The organism is Burkholderia sp. S-53 (genome assembly GCF_025560745.1).
Lineage (GTDB): Bacteria > Pseudomonadota > Gammaproteobacteria > Burkholderiales > Burkholderiaceae > Burkholderia > Burkholderia pyrrocinia.
Map to the genome: position 1 here is coordinate 3,246,429 of NZ_CP090483.1, position 20,312 is coordinate 3,266,740.

General features: G+C 67.0%; 21 protein-coding genes and 1 tRNA gene. 16 read left to right on the plus strand and 6 right to left on the minus strand.

From position 1 onward, the window contains the following. Positions 1-67 precede the first annotated feature (67 nt). The 5 genes from hpf (at position 68) to LXM88_RS20105 (ending at position 3,880) form a co-directional block, all read left to right on the plus strand. Entirely contained in the window at positions 68-427 is a 360-nt protein-coding gene (hpf, locus tag LXM88_RS20085) for a ribosome hibernation-promoting factor, HPF/YfiA family (protein ID WP_006477786.1), read from the plus strand. Positions 428-595: 168 nt separating this feature from the next. Beyond that, positions 596-1,135 (plus strand): PTS sugar transporter subunit IIA, encoded by a 540-nt coding sequence (locus LXM88_RS20090; RefSeq protein WP_262536579.1) that lies wholly within the window; start codon positions 596-598, stop codon positions 1,133-1,135. A gap of 129 nt (positions 1,136-1,264) precedes the next feature. Continuing rightward, entirely contained in the window at positions 1,265-2,233 is a 969-nt protein-coding gene (gene hprK, locus LXM88_RS20095; RefSeq protein WP_006483133.1) for an HPr(Ser) kinase/phosphatase, read from the plus strand. A 75-nt stretch (positions 2,234-2,308) separates the two neighbouring features. Continuing rightward, on the plus strand, positions 2,309-3,217 hold the full coding sequence (rapZ, locus tag LXM88_RS20100) for an RNase adapter RapZ (protein WP_262536593.1): 909 nt from the start codon (positions 2,309-2,311) through the stop codon (positions 3,215-3,217). 27 nt (positions 3,218-3,244) lie between these two features. Then, entirely contained in the window at positions 3,245-3,880 is a 636-nt protein-coding gene (locus LXM88_RS20105; protein WP_047899051.1) for an LON peptidase substrate-binding domain-containing protein, read from the plus strand. A gap of 213 nt (positions 3,881-4,093) precedes the next feature. On the opposite strand, the gene mutY is transcribed toward LXM88_RS20105, so the two are convergent. Then, positions 4,094-5,200: an A/G-specific adenine glycosylase gene (gene mutY / locus LXM88_RS20110; RefSeq protein ID WP_262536596.1), complete on the minus strand. Its 1,107-nt coding sequence runs from the start codon at positions 5,198-5,200 to the stop codon at positions 4,094-4,096. Positions 5,201-5,224: 24 nt separating this feature from the next. Continuing rightward, positions 5,225-6,052 (minus strand): bifunctional DNA-formamidopyrimidine glycosylase/DNA-(apurinic or apyrimidinic site) lyase, encoded by an 828-nt coding sequence (mutM, locus tag LXM88_RS20115; protein WP_048246970.1) that lies wholly within the window; start codon positions 6,050-6,052, stop codon positions 5,225-5,227. An 86-nt stretch (positions 6,053-6,138) separates the two neighbouring features. On the opposite strand from mutM, the gene LXM88_RS20120 reads away from it, so the two are divergent. The 8 genes from LXM88_RS20120 to hisC all read left to right on the plus strand — a co-directional run bounded on the left by LXM88_RS20120 (position 6,139) and on the right by hisC (position 13,297). Then, on the plus strand, positions 6,139-7,962 hold the full coding sequence (locus tag LXM88_RS20120; RefSeq protein ID WP_262536601.1) for a tetratricopeptide repeat protein: 1,824 nt from the start codon (positions 6,139-6,141) through the stop codon (positions 7,960-7,962). Beyond that, positions 7,962-8,582 (plus strand): lipoprotein insertase outer membrane protein LolB, encoded by a 621-nt coding sequence (lolB, locus tag LXM88_RS20125; protein ID WP_262536602.1) that lies wholly within the window; start codon positions 7,962-7,964, stop codon positions 8,580-8,582. The genes LXM88_RS20120 and lolB overlap by 1 nt, the downstream gene beginning before the upstream one ends. Positions 8,583-8,609: 27 nt before the next feature. Further along, positions 8,610-9,491 carry a 4-(cytidine 5'-diphospho)-2-C-methyl-D-erythritol kinase gene (ispE, locus tag LXM88_RS20130; protein WP_262536603.1) on the plus strand — a complete coding sequence of 294 codons (882 nt, stop codon included), beginning with the start codon at positions 8,610-8,612 and terminating at the stop codon, positions 9,489-9,491. 55 nt (positions 9,492-9,546) lie between these two features. Next, positions 9,547-9,623, plus strand: a tRNA-Gln gene (locus LXM88_RS20135). A 44-nt stretch (positions 9,624-9,667) separates the two neighbouring features. Continuing rightward, positions 9,668-10,624: a ribose-phosphate pyrophosphokinase gene (locus tag LXM88_RS20140; RefSeq protein ID WP_034179069.1), complete on the plus strand. Its 957-nt coding sequence runs from the start codon at positions 9,668-9,670 to the stop codon at positions 10,622-10,624. A gap of 161 nt (positions 10,625-10,785) precedes the next feature. Then, positions 10,786-11,394: a 50S ribosomal protein L25/general stress protein Ctc gene (locus LXM88_RS20145; protein WP_262536604.1), complete on the plus strand. Its 609-nt coding sequence runs from the start codon at positions 10,786-10,788 to the stop codon at positions 11,392-11,394. 120 nt (positions 11,395-11,514) lie between these two features. After that, complete coding sequence (pth, locus tag LXM88_RS20150; protein WP_034179071.1) at positions 11,515-12,114, plus strand: aminoacyl-tRNA hydrolase; 600 nt, start codon at positions 11,515-11,517, stop codon at positions 12,112-12,114. 115 nt (positions 12,115-12,229) lie between these two features. After that, the gene (gene hisC, locus LXM88_RS20155) at positions 12,230-13,297 is read left to right on the plus strand and encodes a histidinol-phosphate transaminase (protein ID WP_262536605.1); all 1,068 of its coding nucleotides are present in this window, start codon (positions 12,230-12,232) and stop codon (positions 13,295-13,297) included. A gap of 84 nt (positions 13,298-13,381) precedes the next feature. Here hisC and LXM88_RS20160 read toward each other — a convergent pair whose 3' ends face one another. The 3 genes from LXM88_RS20160 to rsmD all read right to left on the minus strand — a co-directional run bounded on the left by LXM88_RS20160 (position 13,382) and on the right by rsmD (position 14,931). Then, entirely contained in the window at positions 13,382-13,648 is a 267-nt protein-coding gene (locus tag LXM88_RS20160) for a YfhL family 4Fe-4S dicluster ferredoxin (protein ID WP_006477774.1), read from the minus strand. Positions 13,649-13,707: 59 nt separating this feature from the next. Next, positions 13,708-14,205 carry a pantetheine-phosphate adenylyltransferase gene (gene coaD / locus LXM88_RS20165; protein WP_021163047.1) on the minus strand — a complete coding sequence of 166 codons (498 nt, stop codon included), beginning with the start codon at positions 14,203-14,205 and terminating at the stop codon, positions 13,708-13,710. A 111-nt stretch (positions 14,206-14,316) separates the two neighbouring features. Further along, positions 14,317-14,931, minus strand: coding sequence for a 16S rRNA (guanine(966)-N(2))-methyltransferase RsmD (gene rsmD, locus LXM88_RS20170; RefSeq protein WP_262536606.1), 615 nt, complete (start codon positions 14,929-14,931; stop codon positions 14,317-14,319). Positions 14,932-15,147: 216 nt separating this feature from the next. On the opposite strand from rsmD, the gene ftsY reads away from it, so the two are divergent. Next, the gene (gene ftsY, locus LXM88_RS20175; RefSeq protein WP_262536607.1) at positions 15,148-16,302 is read left to right on the plus strand and encodes a signal recognition particle-docking protein FtsY; all 1,155 of its coding nucleotides are present in this window, start codon (positions 15,148-15,150) and stop codon (positions 16,300-16,302) included. 83 nt (positions 16,303-16,385) lie between these two features. Here the strand turns inward: ftsY and maiA are convergent, their stop codons facing one another. After that, positions 16,386-17,030, minus strand: a complete 645-nt coding sequence (maiA, locus tag LXM88_RS20180) for a maleylacetoacetate isomerase (RefSeq protein WP_262536608.1) — start codon at positions 17,028-17,030, stop codon at positions 16,386-16,388. Positions 17,031-17,224: 194 nt separating this feature from the next. Here maiA and ybiB point away from each other — a divergent pair, with 194 nt between their 5' ends. Both ybiB and leuA read left to right on the plus strand, forming a co-directional pair. Next, positions 17,225-18,199, plus strand: coding sequence for a DNA-binding protein YbiB (ybiB, locus tag LXM88_RS20185; RefSeq protein WP_262536609.1), 975 nt, complete (start codon positions 17,225-17,227; stop codon positions 18,197-18,199). 380 nt (positions 18,200-18,579) lie between these two features. Further along, positions 18,580-20,226 carry a 2-isopropylmalate synthase gene (gene leuA, locus LXM88_RS20190; RefSeq protein WP_262536610.1) on the plus strand — a complete coding sequence of 549 codons (1,647 nt, stop codon included), beginning with the start codon at positions 18,580-18,582 and terminating at the stop codon, positions 20,224-20,226. The last annotated feature ends 86 nt before the right edge of the window (positions 20,227-20,312 follow it).

Consider the following 20,312-nt stretch of genomic DNA (forward strand, 5'->3'; position numbering starts at 1 on the left):
GGCACGGGCAAGTCGACCGGAGCGCCGCCTCGATGCGGCCGGGTGGTCACTCGCTTGGAGAAGCACTATGAACCTGAAGATCAGTGGACATCATCTCGAAGTCACGCCTGCAATTCGCGAATACGTGATCACCAAGCTGGACAGGGTGCTACGGCATAGCGATCAGGTGATCGATGGCACTGTGATCCTCTCGGTCGACAATCACAAGGAAAAGGACAAGCAGCAGCGCGCGGAAATCAACCTGCACCTGAAGGGCAAGGACATCTTCGTCGAAAGCGCGAACGGCAACCTGTACGCCGCGATCGATCTGTTGATCGACAAGCTGGATCGCCAGGTCGTCAAGCACATGGAGCGCCTGCAAACGCACGCGCACGATCCGATCAAGCTTCAACCGTCGATCGACCAGATCGAACTGCCGCCGCAGTAACCGTCCCCGCAACACGCACGCCGCCCGGTTCGCCGGGCGTTTTTTTTGCGACTCCTCGCCGTGGTGCGACCGGTCCGTCCATGCTGCGCCACGCACGCGGCTGTGCTCTATAATGTTCCGGTTATCGCCGGGGGGCGTTGGGTGCGGTAGCTGCGTTGCAGGTTGCCGATGCCAAATGCCTTGATATCGCCGAACATGGAAAATCAGTCTGCCGCCGCAAGGAGACCCCAGGCCGCCCAATCGCCTGCCAACATGAATCGCCTAGCCAAAATCCTGCCCATAGAGAACGTCGTCATCGACCTCTCGGTCACCAGCAAGAAACGCGTGTTCGAACAAGCCGGGCTGATGTTCGAGAATCAGAACGGCATCGCCCGCAGCACCGTCACGGACAACCTGTTCGCGCGCGAGCGCCTCGGCTCGACCGGGCTCGGCGAAGGCGTCGCGATTCCGCACGGGCGCATCAAGGGTCTCAAGCACCCGCTCGCCGCGTTTGTCCGGCTCGCCGACGCGATCCCGTTCGAGGCACCCGACGGCCAGCCGGTCGGCCTCCTGATCTTCCTGCTCGTGCCCGAGCAAGCCACCCAGCAGCACCTCGAAATCCTGTCGGAAATCGCGCAACTGCTGTCCGATCGCGACGCGCGCGAGCGTCTGCATAACGAAACGGATATCGCCGAGTTGCATCGCCTGCTCAGTCAGTGGCAACCTTGAGTTGATCCGGGCGGAATATTTTCCCGTACGAGGCGGCATGCGCCGCCGTCCAGGGCCGCCCGGCGCCGGCCCGGCATGGCGACGTCCGTCGCCGCGCGCATGCACCGGCCCATTGGAGTGACGAGAGTCATGGATACGTCCAGCATCAACGCCCAGAGCATCTTCGACGACAACGCGGCCACGCTGAAACTGAGCTGGCTGACGGGGCATGAAGGCTGGGAACGCGGCTTCTCCGCCGACACGGTCGGCAACGCGACGTCGAGCGCCGACCTCGTCGGCCACCTGAACCTGATCCACCCGAACCGGATCCAGGTGCTGGGCGAAGCCGAAATCGACTACTACCAGCGCCAGACCGACGAAGACCGCTCGCGCCACATGGCCGAGCTGATCGCGCTCGAACCGCCGTTCCTCGTCGTCGCCGGCGGCGCCGCGGCGCCGCCCGAACTCGTGCTGCGCTGCACGCGCTCGTCGACCCCGCTGTTCACGACGCCGATGTCGGCCGCCGCGGTAATCGACAGCCTGCGGCTCTACATGTCGCGCATCCTCGCGCCGCGCGCGACGCTGCACGGCGTGTTCCTCGACATCCTCGGGATGGGCGTGCTGCTGACCGGCGATTCGGGCCTCGGCAAAAGCGAACTCGGCCTCGAGCTGATCAGCCGCGGGCACGGCCTCGTCGCCGACGACGCGGTCGATTTCGTCCGTCTTGGCCCCGATTTCGTCGAAGGGCGCTGCCCGCCGCTGCTGCAGAACCTGCTCGAAGTGCGCGGCCTCGGCCTGCTCGACATCAAGACGATTTTCGGTGAAACCGCCGTACGGCGGAAAATGAAGCTGAAGCTGATCGTCCAGCTGGTGCGGCGCCCCGACGGCGAATTCCAGCGCCTGCCGCTCGAAAGCCAGACCGTCGACGTGCTCGGTTTGCCGATCAGCAAGGTCACGATCCAGGTTGCGGCCGGCCGCAACCTCGCGGTGCTCGTCGAGGCTGCCGTCCGGAACACGATCCTGCAGTTGCGCGGAATCGACACGTTGCGCGATTTCATGGATCGGCAACGACTCGCGATGCAAGATCCCGACAGTCAGTTCCCCGGCAAACTGGTGTAACCCGCACGCGCCGGCCGCGCAACGCCGACGCGTCGAGCCGGTGCTATGATGAAACGTCAGGATTCTCTGCTTCCCATGCGCATCGTCCTAATCACCGGCATCTCCGGCTCAGGCAAGTCCGTCGCGCTGAACGCGCTCGAAGACGCAGGCTATTACTGCGTCGACAACCTGCCGCCGCATGTGCTCCCCGAACTCGCCCGCTACCTCGCCCAGGACGGTCAGCGCCGGCTCGCGGTCGCGATCGACGCGCGCTCGAGCGCATCGCTCGATGAAATGCCCGGCCTGATCCGCGAGCTGTCGCGCGAGCACGACGTCCGCGTGCTGTTCCTCAACGCGAGTACCCAGGCGCTGATCCAGCGCTTCTCCGAAACGCGCCGCCGCCATCCGCTGTCCGGCTCGATGTCGCACGATGCGGACGTCGGCCTGCTGTCGTCGCTCGAGGAAGCGATCGAGCGCGAACGCGACCTCGTCGCGCCGCTCGCCGAGTTCGGCCACCAGATCGATACGAGCACGCTGCGCGCGAACGTACTGCGCACGTGGGTCAAGCGCTTCATCGAGCAGAAGAACAACGACCTGATGGTGATGTTCGAATCGTTCGGCTTCAAGCGCGGCGTGCCGCTCGACGCCGACCTGATGTTCGACGTGCGCGCGCTGCCGAATCCGTACTACGACCACGAGTTGCGCCCGCTCACCGGGCTCGACCAGCCGGTCATCGCCTTTCTCGACGCACTGCCGATCGTCCACCAGATGATCGACGACATCCATGCGTTCCTGATGAAATGGCTGCCGCACTTCCGCGATGACAACCGCAGCTACCTGACCGTCGCCATCGGCTGCACGGGCGGCCAGCATCGCTCGGTGTTCATTGCGGAAACGCTCGCCGCGCGCCTCGCGCACGAGGCGAACGTGATCGTGCGGCATCGTGACGCGCCAGTGGATGTCGACGCGTCGTCGCGGCTCGTCTCCGAGGTCGACCGACCCTAGCGACACCCGCCCCTTCGCCAGCGCGCCATGTCCTCTCTATCGACCACCCTGATCGACCTGCCGCTGTTTCCGCTGCACACGGTGCTGTTTCCTGGGGGCCTGCTCCCGCTCAAGGTGTTCGAGGCGCGCTATCTCGACATGTCCCGCGCGTGCCTGCGCGACGACGCGCCATTCGGCGTGTGCCTGCTGAAGAGCGGGCCCGAAGTCGCACAGGACGGCGCCGTGTCGGTGCCCGAGACCATCGGCTGCATGGCGCGCATCACCGAGTGCGATACCGGCGAATTCGGGATGCTGTTCCTGCAGGCGGTCGGCACGCAGCGTTTCGAACTGCTGTCGTATCGCGTCGAAGGCAACGGGCTGCTGGTCGGCATCGCGGAGCCGCTGCCCGACGACATCCCGCTCGAAGGCGAGCAGGCACTCGCGCAGTTCGGCTCGTGCGCCGAGGTGCTCGAGCGCATCATCGACGCGCTGAAGAAATCCGAGCCGGGCAAGCTGCCGTTCGGCGAACCGTTCCGCCTAGACGATCCGAGCTGGGTGTCGAACCGCCTGTCGGAACTGCTGCCGCTCGACCTGCGCGCGCGGCAAAAGCTGATGGAGTTTCCGGACGTCGGCGCACGCATCGACGCCGTGCATCACGTGCTCGGCCGGCACGGCTGGCTGTGAGGCCCCCCAAACCTGTCGCTTCGCGCCAGCCCCCCCGAGGGGGGCAAGAAAACTTGGGGCGGCCCGGCGTTTTCTTGAGCGCCCACGAACCTGTCGCTTCACGCCAGGCCCTCCGCCGAAGGAGTCATGCCCCAACGGGATTTCCTTCCGCGCGGAAAACCTGGGACGGCCCGGCGTTTTCTTGAGCGCGCGGCCCGCGCCCTTCCCTGTTCGTCAAAGCAGCGGCCCGCTCAGTGCATCGAGCAGCTTGCGCACGGGCGCCGGCACGCCGTACGCATCGAGCCGGCTCAGCGGCACCCATGCGGTCTCCGCGTCCCGCGCATGCGACGGCAAGCCGCCGCCGTCCGCCATGTCGCTCAGCCGCGGCTCGATCTCGAGCCGGAAATGCGTGAACGTGTGCGTGAACGGCGCAAGCGGCACCGGACCGCCGCCGCCGAAGCCGTGCGCAAGCTCCGCGAGCGCGGCGTCCCCGTCCGCTTGCGGCAGGCTCCACAGGCCGCCCCAGATGCCGGCCGGCGGCCGCCGCTCGAGCAGCACGGCGTCGCCATCGCGCAGCACGAGCATCCAGGTCTTGCGCGTCGGCACGGCCTTCTTCGGCCGTGCGGCCGGCAGTTCGCGCTGGCGGCCCGTCGATTGCGCGACGCAGTCGCCCGCGAACGGGCAACGCGCGCAATCGGGCTTGCCGCGCACGCACAGCGTCGCGCCGAGATCCATCAGGCCCTGCGTATAGGCGCTCACGTCCGCCGCGTTCGCGGCGTCGGGCAGCAGCGATTCGGCGAGCGCCCACATGTCGTTCTCGACGCGCTTCTCGCCCGGAAAACCCTCGACGCCGAACACCCGCGCGAGCACGCGCTTCACGTTGCCGTCGAGGATCGTCGCGCGCGCGCCGTACGCGAACGACGCGATCGCCGCGGCCGTCGAGCGGCCGATGCCAGGCAGTTCGGCCAGCGCGTCGGGCGTCGCCGGAAACGCGCCGCCGTGCTCGGCGACGACGACCTGCGCGCAGCGGTACAGGTTGCGCGCGCGCGAGTAGTAGCCGAGCCCCGCCCACAGCGCCATCACGTCGTCGATCGGCGCGGCCGCGAGCGCGGCGACGTCCGGGTAGCGTTCGAGAAAGCGCGCGTAATACGGGATGACGGTCGACACCTGCGTCTGCTGCAGCATGATTTCCGACAGCCAGATCCGGTACGGATCGCGGGTGTTCTGCCATGGCAGGTCGTGGCGGCCGTGTTCGCGCTGCCACGCGACCAGGCGCGGGGCGAACGTGAGGTGCAGCGGCGTGACGGGGAACGGAGCGGGGGCGATGCGGGGCGGCTTCAAGTTATCTAATCGCGGAAAAAGGTTTCAACGCTGGCAGGTCGGGCAGAAATAGGTCGACCGCTGGCCCTGCACGATCTGGCGGATCGGCGTGCCGCATACGCGGCAAGGCTGGCCGGCACGGTCGTAGACGAAGCAGTCGAGCTGGAAATAGCCGCTTTCGCCGTTGCTGCCGACAAAGTCGCGCAACGTGCTGCCGCCGCGCTCGATCGCATCGGCGAGCGTCGCGCGCACCGCGTCGGCCAGCCGCTCGTAGCGCGGCAGCGACACCTTGCCCGCGGCCGTCGTCGGCCGGATGCCGGCGCGAAACAGGCTCTCCGACGCATAGATGTTGCCGACGCCGACGACCATGTCGCCCGCGAGCAGCGCCTGCTTGACCGACACCGTGCGGCCGCGCGTGCGCGCGTGCAGCAGCGCGCCGGTGAACGCCGGCGAAAACGGCTCGACGCCGAGGCTCGCGAGAAGCGGATGCGCATGCACGTCGCCCGCCTCGCGCGGGTGCCACAGCACCGCGCCGAAGCGGCGCGGATCGCGGAACCGCAGCACGAATTCGTCGAAGATCCAGTCGATGTGGTCGTGCTTCGCGGCGACCGGCACGCCGGCCGCGGGCAGCACGCGCAGCGTGCCCGTCATGCCGAGATGGACGATGAACCAGCCCGCGTCGACCTCGAACAGCAGGTACTTGCCGCGCCGCTCGACGGCGAGCACCTCGCGCGCGCGCAATTGCTCGGCGAGCCCCGCCGGCACGGGCCAGCGCAGCATCGCGGTACGGACGTCGACACGCTCGACGCGGCGGCCCGCGACAAAGGGCTCGATGCCCCGGCGCGTGACTTCGACTTCTGGCAACTCTGGCATGTTTTACGGGTCTGAGACTCGATTCACGATCGTGCGTGTATTGTAGCGAGCGCGTTACAATCGGTTGAAACATCGAACGGATTTCCATGACTCTGCCCTCGAAGCTGCTTCAGAAGCGCCCCGCCGCCGCGCGCGGCGTGCGCGCCTTCCCGGTCCGTCGTGCACTCGGCGCCGCGCTGTTTGCCGCCTGGACCCTCACCGCCTTCCCGGCTCACGCGCAGGATCCGGCATCGGACGACGCGGAGCCGCAGGGTGCGTTCGAGCATGTGATGCCGGACGAGCAGAAGAATCTTCCCGGCGTCCCGCTGACGAGCCAGATCGTCTACCAGGTGCTCGCGGCCGAGGTCGCGCTCCAGCGCAACCAGCCTGCGCCGGCGTACCAGACCTACCTCGCACTCGCCCGCGACACGCGCGATCCGCGCATGGCGCAGCGTGCGACCGAGATCGCGCTCGGCGCACAGAGCCCGGCCGATGCGCTGTCAGCCGCGAATCTGTGGCGCCAGTACGCGCCGGACTCGAACCGGGCGTCGCAGGTCGACGCCGCGCTGCTGGTGCTCGCCGGCAAGCCGGCCGACGCGCAGCCGATGCTCGCGCGCGAGCTGGCCCGCGCGACCGGCGAAACGCGCGGCCCCGCGATCCTCGCGCTGCAGGCGCTGCTCGTGCGCGGCTCCGACCGCGTCGGCGGCCTCGCGGTGCTGAAGGACATGCTGAAGAACGACATGAGCCGGCCCGAGGCGCAGCTCGCGATCGCGCGGCAACAGCTCGCGGTCGACGACAAGGACGGCGCCGCGCAGTCGCTGAAGCAGGCGCTGCAGCTCCGCCCCGACTACCTGCCGGCAGCCCTGATGCTGTCGCAGATGGGGCCGGCGGAGCGCGCGGCGGGCATCGCGTCGTTCGAGAAATATGTTCAGCAGAATCCGAGGTCGCGCGACGCGCGGCTCGCGCTGTCGCAGCTCTATCTCGCCGACGATCGCCTCGACGACGCGCAGAAGCAGTTCGAGACGATGCGCAAGCTCGACTCGAAGGATCCGACGCCGCTGATGGCGCTCGCGCTGATCAAGATCCAGCTGAAGAAACTCGACGAAGCGACCGCCTACCTGAAACAGTACGTGCAGCTCGGCGACAAGCAGCCGAACCTCGACGTCGGCCAGGGCTACATCTACCTCGCGCAGATCGCGATCGACCAGGACAACGACGCGCAGGCGTCGCAATGGCTCGACAAGGTCGACCAGACGAGCCAGCACTATCTCCCCGCGCAGATCACGCGCGCGCAGTTGCTGCAGAAACAGGGCAAGACCGACGAGGCGCGCAAGGTGCTCGACGACCTGCCGATCACCGATCCGCGCGACGCGGCCGTGGTCGCGCGCACCGACGCGTCGATCCTGTTCACCGCGAAACGCTATCCGGAAGCCGAGGCACGGCTCGGGCAGGCGGTCCAGGACTTCCCCGACGATCCCGACCTGCGCTACGACTACGCGATGGCGGCCGAAAAGACCGGCCACTACACGACGATGGAAAAGCAGTTGCGCGAGCTGATCCGCACGCAGCCCGACAACCCGCAGGCGTACAACGCGCTCGGTTATTCGCTCGCCGACCGCAACCAGCGCCTGCCGGAAGCCAGCAAGCTGATCGACAAGGCGATGACGCTCGCGCCGAACGATGCCTACATCATGGACAGCCTCGGCTGGGTGAAGTACCGGATGGGCGACACGGCCGGCGCGGCGAAGGTCCTGCAGCGCGCGTACGAACTGCAGCCGAACGCCGAAATCGGCGCGCATCTCGGCGAAGTGCTGTGGAAGAGCGGCGCGCAGGACGACGCACGCTCCGCGTGGCGTGCCGCGCAGAAGCTCGAGCCCGACAACGAAACGCTCGTGCAGACGCTGAAACGCCTGCAGATCAACGGCCTCTGATGCAGATGTTCCCGATGCTTTCCCTGTCCTCCCGCGCGCGGCGCACGCTGGCCGCGGCCGGCGCAGCGCTCGCGCTCGCCGGCTGCGCGAGCACGCCGCCATCGGCAAGCGCGCCGACCGGCGCGGTGCAGCAGACCACGGCGACGCACGCTTACCATGGCCGCTTCGCGGTGCAGTACGACGACCGTCTCGGCAGACAACAGAACGTGTACGGCAACTTCGACTGGCAGGAGCACGGCGACGACGTAGCGCTCGAACTGCGTAGCCCGCTCGGCCAGACGCTCGCGGTCGTGAAATCGACGCCGCAGGCAGCGTCGCTCGAGCTGCCGAACCGTCCGACGCAATATGCGGCAGACGTCGGCGACCTGATGCAGCGAACGCTCGGCTTCGCACTGCCGCTCGCGGGCCTGCGCTACTGGCTGCTGCCGACGCCTGCGCCCGCGACGCCCGCGGCGACGCTACGCGATCCGGCCGACGGCACGCGCGTCAAGCAGATCCGCCAGGACGGCTGGACGATCGACTACCTTGCCTACGCGGATGCCCCGGCCACGGGCGTCAAACGCGTCAACCTCGTGCGTGCGACACCGCCGCTCGATATCAAGCTCGTGCTCGATCAGTGAGCACGCGCGCCTAGCCTCGACATACGCATGACCGATTCGACCCGCTCGCTGCGCAACTGCCTTGCGCCCGCGAAACTCAACCTGTTCCTGCACATCACCGGCCGCCGCCCGAACGGCTATCACGATCTGCAGAGCGTGTTCCAATTGCTGAACTGGGGCGACACGCTGCACTTCACGCTGCGTGACGACGGCCGCGTCGCGCGCGTCACCGACGTGCCCGGCGTGCCCGAGGAAAGCGACCTCGTCGTACGCGCGGCCAACCTGCTGAAGGCGCACACGGGCACCGCATTCGGTGTCGACATCGAGATCGACAAGTGCCTGCCGATGGGCGCCGGCCTCGGCGGCGGCAGCTCCGACGCGGCGACGACGCTGCTCGCGCTGAACCGGCTGTGGCAACTCGACCTGCCGCGCACGGAGCTCCAGTCGCTCGCGGTAAAACTCGGCGCAGACGTCCCGTTTTTTATTTTTGGAAAAAATGCGTTCGCAGAGGGTATCGGAGAAGAATTAGCTGAGGTAGAATTGCCGACTCGCTGGTTCTTGGTTGTGACGCCACGCGTTCATGTCCCGACCGCTGAAATATTTTCAGATGAGTTGTTGACAAGAGATTCGAAGCCCGTCACAATTGCTGACTTTCTTGCACAGCAAAACAGCGATGCGGGATGGCCAGACAGCTTCGGCCGGAACGATATGCAGCAAGTTGTGACAAGTAAGTACGCGGAAGTTGCGCAGGTGGTCAAATGGTTGTATGATGTGACCCCCGCGAGGATGACCGGCTCCGGAGCAAGCGTGTTTGCAGCGTTTCACAGCAAGCACGAGGCAGAAGCGGCGAAAGCCAAGCTGCCCGCCAGTTGGAACGGCGCAGTTGCCGAGAGCCTGAACGAGCATCCGCTCTTCGCTTTCGCGTCATGAAGTTTTACTTTGCCGGACGGCCTACACAAGTCCAGTGAAGTTATCAGTTAAGTGTAGGGGAGTCGCCAAGTTGGTCAAGGCACCGGATTTTGATTCCGGCATGCGAGGGTTCGAGTCCTTCCTCCCCTGCCAAAAATTTTCCCGCATTTCCCGCCTAAGCCTGAAGCAGGTGCACGATGAGCAGCCATGACGGCCTGATGGTTTTTACTGGCAACGCGAATCCCGCGCTCGCCCAGGAAGTCGTCAACATTCTTGGAATTCCCCTCGGCAAAGCGATGGTCAGCCGTTTCTCCGACGGCGAGATCCAGGTCGAGATCCAGGAAAACGTGCGTGGCAAGGACGTCTTCGTCCTGCAATCCACGTGCGCTCCGGCGAACGACAACCTGATGGAACTGATGATCATGGTCGATGCGCTCAAGCGCGCATCCGCCGGCCGGATCACTGCAGCCATCCCCTACTTCGGCTACGCCCGTCAGGATCGCCGCCCGCGTTCGGCGCGCGTTGCGATCTCGGCGAAGGTCGTCGCGAACATGCTGGAAATCGCCGGCGTCGAGCGGATCATCACGATGGATCTGCACGCCGACCAGATTCAGGGCTTCTTCGACATCCCGGTCGACAACATCTACGCAACGCCGATCCTGCTGGGTGACCTGCGCAAGCAGAACTACTCGGATCTGCTCGTCGTGTCGCCGGACGTCGGCGGCGTGGTGCGTGCCCGGGCACTCGCGAAGCAGCTCAACTGCGATCTCGCGATCATCGACAAGCGTCGCCCGAAGGCGAACGTCGCCGAAGTGATGAACATCATCGGTGAAGTCGAAGGCCGCACCTGCGTGATCATGGACGACATGGTCGATACGGCCGGCACGCTCTGCAAGGCCGCGCAAGTGCTGAAGGATCGCGGTGCGAAGCAGGTGTTCGCGTACGCGACGCACCCCGTGCTGTCGGGCGGCGCCGCCGACCGCATCGCCGCATCGGCACTCGACGAGCTGGTCGTCACCGATACGATCCCGCTGTCGGCCGAATCGCTGGCGTGCTCGAAGATCCGCTCGCTGACGAGCGCGAGCCTGCTGGCCGAGACGTTCTCGCGGATCCGCCGCGGCGATTCGGTGATGTCGCTGTTCGCGGAATCCTGATCGCGAATCGACGCAACAAAGCATGCGCAGAAAGCGAAGCGGCAACGCTTCGCTTTTTGCACAATCGGACGGGATAGACGAAACCCCGGCCGTTTCATCGGGGGCCGCCGTTTGACGGCCCCGTTTTACTGCCTGGTCGCGGGCAGCCATTGGAGAATCACATGAAAGTCGTCGCTTTCGAGCGCCAACAGCAAGGTACGGGTGCGAGCCGCCGCCTGCGCAACGCCGGTAAGACCACGGGTATCGTTTACGGTGGCGAAGCTGCCCCGCAAAAGATCGAACTCGATCACAACGCCCTGTGGCACGCCCTGAAGAAGGAAGCTTTCCACTCGTCGATCCTCGAGCTCGAAGTGGCCGGCCAGTCGCAACAGGTTCTGCTGCGCGACGTGCAATACCACCCGTTCAAGCAACTGGTGCTGCACGTGGACTTCCAGCGCGTTGACGCATCGAAGAAGCTGCACACGAAGGTGCCGCTGCACTTCCTGAACGCTGAAATCAGCCCGGCCGTGAAGCTGTCGAGCGCGATCGTTTCGCACGTCGCGACGGAAATCGAAATCGAGTGCCTGCCGGCTGCCCTGCCGGAGTTCCTCGAAGTCGACCTGTCGAAGATCGAAGCCGGTCAGTCGCTGCACGCGAAGGACATCACGCTGCCGAACGGCGTCGCGCTGGTCGCGCACATCGATGCGGAAAACCCGGTTGTCGCCTCGGCGACGGTCCCGGCTGGTGCCGTGTCGGACGCAGCAGGCGAAGGCGAAACGCCGGCTGCCTAAGCGGCTGCCTACGCGCCCCATCGATCCGTTTCACGAAACGGTCGACGCAACCCGCCGCGGCTTGCCCGGCGGGTTTTTCTTTTTCTGCGCCCAGGCGGCAGCCGCCGCCTTCGAAACGTCATGATCAAACTGATCGTCGGCCTCGGCAATCCCGGGGCGGAATACACCGCGACGCGCCATAACGCAGGCTTCTGGCTGATCGACCAGCTCGCCCGCGAAGCCGGCACGACGCTGCGCGACGAGCGCCGCTTCCACGGCTTCTACGCGAAAGCGCGCCTGCATGGCGAGGAAGTGCACCTGCTCGAGCCGCAGACCTACATGAACCGCTCCGGCCAGTCGGTCGTCGCGCTCGCGCAATTCTTCAAGATCCTGCCCGACCAGATCCTCGTCGCGCACGACGAGCTCGACCTGCCGCCCGGCACCGTGAAGCTGAAGCTCGGCGGCGGCAGCGGCGGCCACAACGGCCTCAAGGACATCTCCGCGCACCTGTCGACCCAGCACTACTGGCGGCTGCGGATCGGCATCGGCCATCCGCGCGACCTGATTCCGGAAAGCGCACGCGCCGGCGCGAAGCCCGACGTCGCGAACTTCGTGCTGAAGCCGCCGCGCCGCGAGGAACAGGACGTGATCGACGCGTCGATCGAACGTGCGCTCGCCGTGATGCCGATGGTCGTCAAGGGCGAACTCGACCGCGCGACGATGCAGCTGCATCGCAACTGATCGCGTCGCACCGGCCCGGTGCATCGGGCCGTCGGGCGTCGCAGGGCCGTACCGCCCTCCCCACCGCGACGCGCACATGCGGTAATCTCGTCGTTTTGCCCTACAGGAGCCAGCGGTGAGCCGTTACTGGAGCGACGTCGTTCAGCAACTCGTGCCTTACGTGCCGGGCGAGCAGCCCGCGCTCGCGCACCCCGTCAAGCTGAACACCAACGAGAATCCCTATCCGCCGTCGCCGCGCGTCGTCGCGGCGATCGCACGCGAACTCGGCGAGACCGGCGACACGCTGCGTCGTTATCCGGATCCGGTCGCGCGCGCGCTGCGCGAGACGGTCGCGGCCCATCACCGCATCAAGCCGGAACAGGTATTCGTCGGCAACGGCTCCGACGAAGTGCTCGCGCACACGTTCCAGGCGCTGCTGAAGCACGACCGGCCGCTGCGCTTTCCCGACATCACGTACAGCTTCTATCCGACCTATGCGCGCCTGTACGGCGTCGAGACCACGGTCGTGCCGCTGGCGGACGATTTCTCGATCCGCGTCGACGACTATCTCGACGACGCCGGCGGCGTGCTGTTTCCGAACCCGAACGCGCCGACCGGGCGCGCGCTGCCGCTCGCGGACGTCGAGCGGATCGCGGCCGCGAACCCGTCGTCGGTCGTCGTGATCGACGAGGCCTATGTCGATTTCGGCGCGCAGTCGGCGATTACGCTGATCGACCGCCATCCGAACCTGCTCGTCGTGCACACGACGTCGAAGGCGCGCTCGCTCGCGGGCATGCGCGTCGGCTTCGCGTTCGGCGATGCGGCGCTGATCGACGCGCTGAACCGCGTGAAGGACAGCTTCAACTCCTATCCGCTCGACCGGCTCGCGCAGGTTGCCGCGCAGGCCGCGTACGAAGACACCGATTATTTCGGCGCAACCTGCCGGCGCGTGATCGACAGCCGCACGCGGCTCACGCACGCACTCGACGCGCTCGGCTTCGACATCGTGCCGTCGGCCGCGAATTTCGTATTCGCGCGCCATCCCGCGCACGATGCGGGTGCGATCGCGGCAAAGCTGAAGGAACGGGAAATTTTCGTGCGGCACTTCCGGCTGCCGCGGATCGACCAGCATCTGCGCATCACCGTCGGCACCGACGCCGAATGCGACGCGCTCGTCGCGGCGCTGCGCGAGCTGCTTGCCTGAAACGGAAGAACCGGCGCCGGACGGCGCCGCTCGGGTAGCGTGACGCGTGCGCCGATAGCCTGAAACGCGCGCGTCACCGCAGGGTCACGACGCGTCGTCGCCTTTCACGGCGATCAACGCGTGATACTTCTCCATCAATTGCGCGTGCGATTCGTCGTGCTGCGGATCGCGCGGAATGCATTCGACCGGACACACCTGCTGGCACTGCGGTTCGTCGAAATGGCCGACGCACTCGGTGCACTTGTTCGGGTCGATCACGTAGATGTCCGGGCCCATCGAAATCGCGCCGTTCGGGCACTCGGGCTCGCACACGTCGCAATTGATGCACTCGTCGGTAATCATCAAAGCCATACTGATCTCACTTCTTCAGGCCGGCGGCCGGCTTCGCAACGAAACCGGCCGGCGCCGCGTCACGCGGCAGGGCCTCCCATCGCAGTGACTTTCTCGGTCAGCCACTTCTCGACGGACGGAAACACGAACTTGCTGACATCGCCGCCCAACTGCGCGATTTCGCGCACGATCGTCCCCGAGATGAACTGGTACTGATCGGACGGCGTCATGAACATCGTCTCGACGTCGGGCAGCAGATAACGGTTCATCCCTGCCATCTGGAACTCATATTCGAAATCGGACACGGCGCGCAGGCCGCGCACGATCACGCGTGCGTTGTTGGTACGGACAAAGTCCTTCAGGAGACCGGTGAAACTCATCACCTTCACGTTCGGATAATGGCCGAGCACCTCGTTCGCAATCGTCAGACGTTCTTCGAGCGAGAAGAACGGCTTTTTTGCGCGGCTGTCGGCGACACCGACCACCAGCGTATCAAAAATGCTCGACGCACGCCGCACGAGGTCTTCGTGCCCGCGCGTCAGCGGATCGAACGTACCGGGATACACGGCGACTACCATGTCGCTCCTCCTGTCATCACGCAAACGGGATGGCAGCCGTGCGATGCGCACGCAGCTGCCGGGATGGGCATGCGTCGCCTTTGCGGCGCGCCGCCTCGTATCGAACGCGCATTATTCATCATTTTCGCGCCGCAGCAAATGATAGTGAACCGCACCCGCCTTGCCGTGCTTCACGACCTGCCAGCCCGCGAGCGCGTCGTGCGCGGCCGGATCGAGTTCCGCCCCCGTCTCGACGTACAGCGCGCCGTCCGCCGCGACGAGCGGCGCCGACAGCGCGATCGCGCGCTCGAGCGCAGCGGCATCGTCGAACGGCGGATCGAGGAACACGACGTCGAACGCGCCCGGCGTGAGCCCGGCCGCGAGCCGCAGCGCATCGGCTTCGGCGACCTCGACCGAGCGGGCGCCGAGCTTGTCCTTGATCGCACGCAGTTGCTGCGCGGCACGCGGATGGCGCTCGACCATCACGACGCTCGCCGCGCCGCGCGACGCGGCCTCGAAACCGAGCGCGCCGGTGCCCGCGAACAGGTCGAGGCAGCGCCGGCCTTCGAGATCCTGGCCGAGCCAGTTGAACAGCGTCTCGCGCACGCGATCGGGCGTCGGCCGCAGGCCGTCGAGATCGAGCACCGCGAGCGGCGTGCGTTTCCAGTCGCCGCCGATGATGCGGATCGTGTGCGGCTTGCCGCGGCCGGGAGGGGCCGCCGGGCGGCCGGAAGAGGAACGGGACATACGGAATATAGACAACGGAGGGACCGGGCGCGCGCAGGGGCGCACCGCCAAACAGGCGCACGTTACCACAGCGGCGGCGCACACTGACGCGAGCGCCACGCCGCACTGATAAAATGCACGGTTTCGGCCATCGTGCGCCGCGCCCGCGCGAACGCAGAACGGCCCCTCCGGCGCCCCGCCTCTGGCGGCGGCCCGCCCTCTTCCCGACGTCAGACCATGTTCAGCTTCTTCAAACGATTCAAGAAAACGCAGGAGCCCGATCCCGCGGAATCGCAATCGGCCGACGCGTCGCAAACGGACGAGCCGTCCGATGCGCCCGCGGTCGACGCTCCACCCGCGGCCGACGTGCCGCAGGCGCCCGTGCAACCGGCCGCGCCGGCCATCGTGATGACGGTCACGCCGACCAACGACGGCCGCGACGAAGTCGTCGAGACGGTCGAGATCGTCCCGCCGCCGCTGCAGGACGCATCCGCGAAGAAGTCGTGGCTTGAGCGCCTGAAAACGGGGCTCGCGAAAACGGGCTCCAGCATCACCGGCGTATTCGTCAACACGAAGATCGACGAGGATCTGTACGAGGAGCTCGAAACCGCGCTGCTGATGTCCGACGCGGGCGTCGACGCGACCGAGTACCTGCTCGATGCGCTACGCGAAAAGGTGCGCACGGGCCGGCTGACCGACCCGCAGCAGGTGAAGGGTGCGCTGCACGACCTGCTCGTCGAGTTGCTGAAGCCGCTCGAGAAATCGCTGATGCTCGGCCGCGCGCAGCCGCTCGTGATGATGATCACCGGCGTGAACGGCGCGGGCAAGACGACCAGCATCGGCAAGCTCGCGAAGCATCTGCAGAGCTTCGACCAGTCGGTGCTGCTGGCCGCCGGCGACACGTTCCGCGCGGCCGCGCGCGAACAGCTGGCGGTCTGGGGCGAGCGCAACAACGTGACGGTCGTGCAGCAGGAAAGCGGCGATCCGGCCGCGGTGATCTTCGATGCGGTCAGCGCCGCGCGCGCGCGCAAGATCGACGTGATGATGGCCGACACGGCCGGCCGCCTGCCGACGCAGCTCCACCTGATGGAAGAGCTGAAGAAGGTGAAGCGCGTGATCTCGAAGGCGCACGACGGCTCGCCGCACGAGGTGCTGCTGGTGATCGACGCGAATACCGGCCAGAACGCGCTCACGCAGGTGAAGGCATTCGACGACGCGCTCGGCCTCACGGGCCTCATCGTCACGAAGCTCGACGGCACCGCGAAGGGCGGGATTCTCGCCGCGATCGCGCGGCAACGGCCGGTGCCCGTCTACTTCATCGGCGTCGGCGAGAAGGTCGAGGACCTGCAGCCGTTCAGCGCCGTGGAATTCGCGGACGCGCTGCTCGGCTGAACGCCGCCGGCACGCATCGCACGGGGCGCCTTCGGGCGCCCTTTTTCATGCTCATGCGTGCCCGACCACCGGGCACGCCGCGCTCATTCGGCGTCCGGCTGCGCGCCGGGCTCGGCGGCCTTGAACGCGTCGAGCGTCGATGCATGGTCGGCGATCCGCTGGATCGTCGGATAGCGCGTCGTGTCGACCGAGAAGCGGTTCGCGTTGAACACCTGCGGCACGAGGCACACGTCGGCCAGCGTCGGCGTGTCGCCGAAGCACAGCTTGCCGGTGCGCGGATCGTTCGCGAGGCGCGTCTCGAGCGTTTCGAAGCCCGCCTCGATCCAGTGCCGGTACCACGCGTTCTTCGCCTCTTCGGGCACCTGCAGCATGTGCTTCAGGTACTTGAGCACGCGCAGGTTGTTGAGCGGATGGATTTCACACGCGATCTGCAGCGCGATCGCGCGCACATACGCGCGGTCGACCGGCTGCTTCGGCAGCAACGCCGGCTCGGGATGGGTTTCTTCGAGATATTCGATGATCGCGAGCGACTGCTGCAGCGTCGCATCGCCGTCGGTCAGCGTCGGCACGACCGCATCCGGATTCAGCGCGCGGTACTCGTCCTTCAGTTGCTCGCCGCCGTTGCGCAGCATGTGCACGGGGACATAGTCGAACGGCAGCTGCTTCAGGTTCAGGGCGATCCGCACGCGGTACGACGCGGAACTGCGGAAATAGCTGTAGAGCTTCATGGGATGTCTCTCGTAGTCGTATTCGGCCGGCAACGGCACAGGCGCGGCGCAGCCGGCGCGCCCACCGCCGGTAACCGGAGTGTAGCGCGACGCGATGCGCGGCTGCGCTTGCGCCGGCCGCACCCGTGCGATACTCGGGGCATTCCTCACCGCTCACCGCGCGGCCCGATGCCGGCCGCCCGCCCCACGCCCCGATGACCGCTTCCCACGATCCCGCCGCCGTTCCGTTCCCTTGCGCCCGCTTCATCAAGGAGATCGGCCGCGGCCCGCACGGCGCGCGCGCGCTGTCCGCCGAGGACACGTTCGAGCTCTATCGCGCCATGCTCGAAGCACGCGTGTCGGACGTCGAGCTCGGCGCGATCCTGATCGCCTATCGGCTGAAGGGCGAAACCGCCGACGAGCTGGCCGCGATGCTCGCCGCCGCCCAGGCGTCGTTCGAGCCGGTGCACGTGCAGGACGCCGCGTTCCGCCCCGTGTCGATCCCGAGCTACAACGGCGCGCGCAAGCAGCCGAATCTCGTGCCGCTGCTCGCGCTGCTGCTCGCGCGCGAAGGCGTGCCGGTGCTCGTGCACGGTGTCGAGCGCGACCCGGGCCGCGTGACGAGCGCCGAGATCTTCTCTGCGCTGTCGCTCGCGCCGTCGACGTCGCACGATGCGATCGAGGACATGCTCGCCGAGCGCCGCGTCGCGTTCGCGCCGATCGAAGCGCTGGCGCCGCGCATCGCGCACCTGCTGTCGATGCGCCGCGTCCTCGGCGTGCGCAACTCGACGCACACGCTCGTGAAGATCCTGCAGCCGTTCGCGCCGGCCGGCCTGCGGCTCGTCAACTACACGCACCCGCCGTACCGCGACAGCCTCGCTCAACTGTTCCGCGACCACCCGGACGCCGCGCTCGGCGGCGCGCTGCTCGCGCGCGGCACCGAAGGCGAAGCCGTCGCCGATACGCGGCGCCAGGTGCAGGTCGACTGGCTGCACGACGGCGTGTGCGACACGCTGATCGAGGCCGAACGTTCGTCGAGCGATACGCCGCCCGTCACGCTACCCGAATCGCGCGACGCGGAGGCGACGGCCGCATGGACGGACGCCGTGTTGCGCGGCGAGTTGCCGGTGCCCGACACGGTTGCGCGGCAGGTCGCAACGATCGTGCAGATCGCCCGCATCGCGCGCTGACGGCGCGGCGGCGGCCCGACCCCGCGCCCCGACCATTTGACACGCGCCCGCATCCTGGCATAGAGTGGCCGTCATGCGTTCCTTTCCGAACACCCTCCGAATTACCTCCGGCCGCCTAGCGCGGCCGCTATCGCTACGACTAGCCTAAGGCTGTCGTAGCGCCGTGTGCTGTCCGCACGGTCCCTCCCAGCAGTTCCTCGCAGTACCCCTCTCGCAGTTTTTACAACCCGAAGTCGTCAGCATTCGTCCGTCTATCCGTCGGTCGATTCGCGAAGATCATCCGCATCCGCAGCGCGATCGCGCGCGGCGGTGCGAGGCAGCGCCAACCGTCGCCCCTGCCGCCCGTCTTCGCTCGCGACTTGAGACCCGAGGTCCCGAAGATGAAGCGCAATCCGCAAGACAAGTACCGTCCGTTCGAGCCCGTCCGCATCAATGGTCGCCGCTGGCCGACCCGCACCATCGAGCGCGCGCCCGTCTGGATGAGCACCGACCTGCGCGACGGCAACCAGTCGCTGATCGAGCCGATGAGCATCGAGCAGAAGCTCGAGTTCTTCGAGATGCTGGTCGCGATCGGTTTCAAGGAGATCGAAGTCGGTTTTCCGTCGGCGTCGCAAACCGACTTCGATTTCGTCCGCAAGCTGATCGACGACAAGCGGATTCCCGACGACGTGACGATCGAGGTGCTCGTGCAGTCGCGCGAAGACCTGATCGCCCGCACGTTCGACGCGCTCGAAGGCGTGCCGCGCGCGATCGTGCACCTGTACAACGCGGTCTGCCCGTCGTTCCGCCGCATCGTGTTCGGGATGTCGAAGCACGACGTGAAGGCGCTCGCGGTCGACGGCACGCGCATCATCAAGGAGCACGCCGCCGCGCGCCCCGACACGCACTGGACCTTCCAGTACTCGCCGGAAACCTTCAGCATGACCGAGCTGACGTTCGCGCGCGAAGTCTGCGACGCGGTCGCGCAAACCTGGCGGCCGACCCGCGATCACAAGATGATCGTCAACCTGCCGGCCACCGTCGAGGCCGCGAGCCCGAACGTGTTCGCCGACCAGATCGAATGGATGGACCGCAACCTCGCGTATCGCGACAGCATCGTGCTGTCCGTGCATCCGCACAACGATCGCGGCACCGCGGTCGCGGCGGCCGAGCTCGCGCTGCTCGCGGGCGCCGACCGCATCGAGGGCTGCCTGTTCGGCAACGGCGAACGCACCGGCAACGTCGATCTCGTCACGCTCGCGCTGAACCTCTATACGCAGGGCATCGACCCGGGCCTCGATTTCTCCGACATCGACGCGGTGCGCCGCGTCGTCGAACGCTGCAACCAGATTCCCGTGCATCCGCGCCATCCGTACGCGGGCGACCTCGTGTTCACCGCGTTCTCGGGCTCGCACCAGGACGCGATCCGCAAGGGCTTCGCGCAGCAGCGCCCCGACGCGGTCTGGGAAGTGCCGTACCTGCCGATCGACCCGGCCGACCTCGGCCGCAGCTACGACGCGGTGATCCGCGTGAACAGCCAGTCCGGCAAGGGCGGCGCGACGTTCCTGCTCGAACGCGGGATGGGCTTCACGCCGACGCGCCGCGTGCAGATCGAATTCAGCCACGCGGTGCAGACGCTCGCCGACGCATCCGGCGAGGAAGTGACGGGCGACGCGATCTGCGCGCTGTTCGCCCGCGAATTCTTCGAGACCGACGGCCCGGCCGCGCGGCACGGCGACAGCGCACGCTGGCAGAACCGCGAGATCGCGGCAGCGCCTGCGGCCGACGCGACGCCCGAGGATGCCGTGCGACGTTTGGCCGCGGCATTCGCGACGGCCGCCGGCGCCACGATCGACATCGCGTCGTGCGAACACGCTCGCACGACGGACGGCCGGATCGCGGTATCGGTCGGCTGCCGGGTCGGCGATGCGCCGCTGCGGCACGGCGTCGGCCTGCACGCCGATGCGGCAAACGCCGCGCTCGATGCAATCGTCAGTGCAATCAACCGTTCGGCATGGCATTGCGCGGATCGCCGCGCAGCGGCCTGACGCTCAGGGTTCGACCGTCAGCGAGCGGCACGTAACCGCCCGTGCGCCGCGCGATCCGCGCCGCACGGGCCAGCAAGAAGCGGCCC

Bases quoted from the DNA above. Each gene is read 5' to 3' on its own strand.
- hpf (WP_006477786.1), top strand. From the start codon at position 68: ATGAACCTGAAGATCAGTGGACATCATCTCGAAGTCACGCCTGCAATT.
- LXM88_RS20090 (WP_262536579.1), top strand. From the start codon at position 596: ATGCCAAATGCCTTGATATCGCCGAACATGGAAAATCAGTCTGCCGCC.
- hprK (WP_006483133.1), top strand. From the start codon at position 1,265: ATGGATACGTCCAGCATCAACGCCCAGAGCATCTTCGACGACAACGCG.
- rapZ (WP_262536593.1), top strand. From the start codon at position 2,309: ATGCGCATCGTCCTAATCACCGGCATCTCCGGCTCAGGCAAGTCCGTC.
- LXM88_RS20105 (WP_047899051.1), top strand. From the start codon at position 3,245: ATGTCCTCTCTATCGACCACCCTGATCGACCTGCCGCTGTTTCCGCTG.
- mutM (WP_048246970.1), bottom strand. From the start codon at position 6,052: ATGCCAGAGTTGCCAGAAGTCGAAGTCACGCGCCGGGGCATCGAGCCC.
- LXM88_RS20120 (WP_262536601.1), top strand. From the start codon at position 6,139: ATGACTCTGCCCTCGAAGCTGCTTCAGAAGCGCCCCGCCGCCGCGCGC.
- lolB (WP_262536602.1), top strand. From the start codon at position 7,962: ATGCAGATGTTCCCGATGCTTTCCCTGTCCTCCCGCGCGCGGCGCACG.
- ispE (WP_262536603.1), top strand. From the start codon at position 8,610: ATGACCGATTCGACCCGCTCGCTGCGCAACTGCCTTGCGCCCGCGAAA.
- LXM88_RS20140 (WP_034179069.1), top strand. From the start codon at position 9,668: ATGAGCAGCCATGACGGCCTGATGGTTTTTACTGGCAACGCGAATCCC.
- LXM88_RS20145 (WP_262536604.1), top strand. From the start codon at position 10,786: ATGAAAGTCGTCGCTTTCGAGCGCCAACAGCAAGGTACGGGTGCGAGC.
- pth (WP_034179071.1), top strand. From the start codon at position 11,515: ATGATCAAACTGATCGTCGGCCTCGGCAATCCCGGGGCGGAATACACC.
- LXM88_RS20160 (WP_006477774.1), bottom strand. From the start codon at position 13,648: ATGGCTTTGATGATTACCGACGAGTGCATCAATTGCGACGTGTGCGAG.
- coaD (WP_021163047.1), bottom strand. From the start codon at position 14,205: ATGGTAGTCGCCGTGTATCCCGGTACGTTCGATCCGCTGACGCGCGGG.
- rsmD (WP_262536606.1), bottom strand. From the start codon at position 14,931: ATGTCCCGTTCCTCTTCCGGCCGCCCGGCGGCCCCTCCCGGCCGCGGC.
- ftsY (WP_262536607.1), top strand. From the start codon at position 15,148: ATGTTCAGCTTCTTCAAACGATTCAAGAAAACGCAGGAGCCCGATCCC.
- maiA (WP_262536608.1), bottom strand. From the start codon at position 17,030: ATGAAGCTCTACAGCTATTTCCGCAGTTCCGCGTCGTACCGCGTGCGG.
- ybiB (WP_262536609.1), top strand. From the start codon at position 17,225: ATGACCGCTTCCCACGATCCCGCCGCCGTTCCGTTCCCTTGCGCCCGC.
- leuA (WP_262536610.1), top strand. From the start codon at position 18,580: ATGAAGCGCAATCCGCAAGACAAGTACCGTCCGTTCGAGCCCGTCCGC.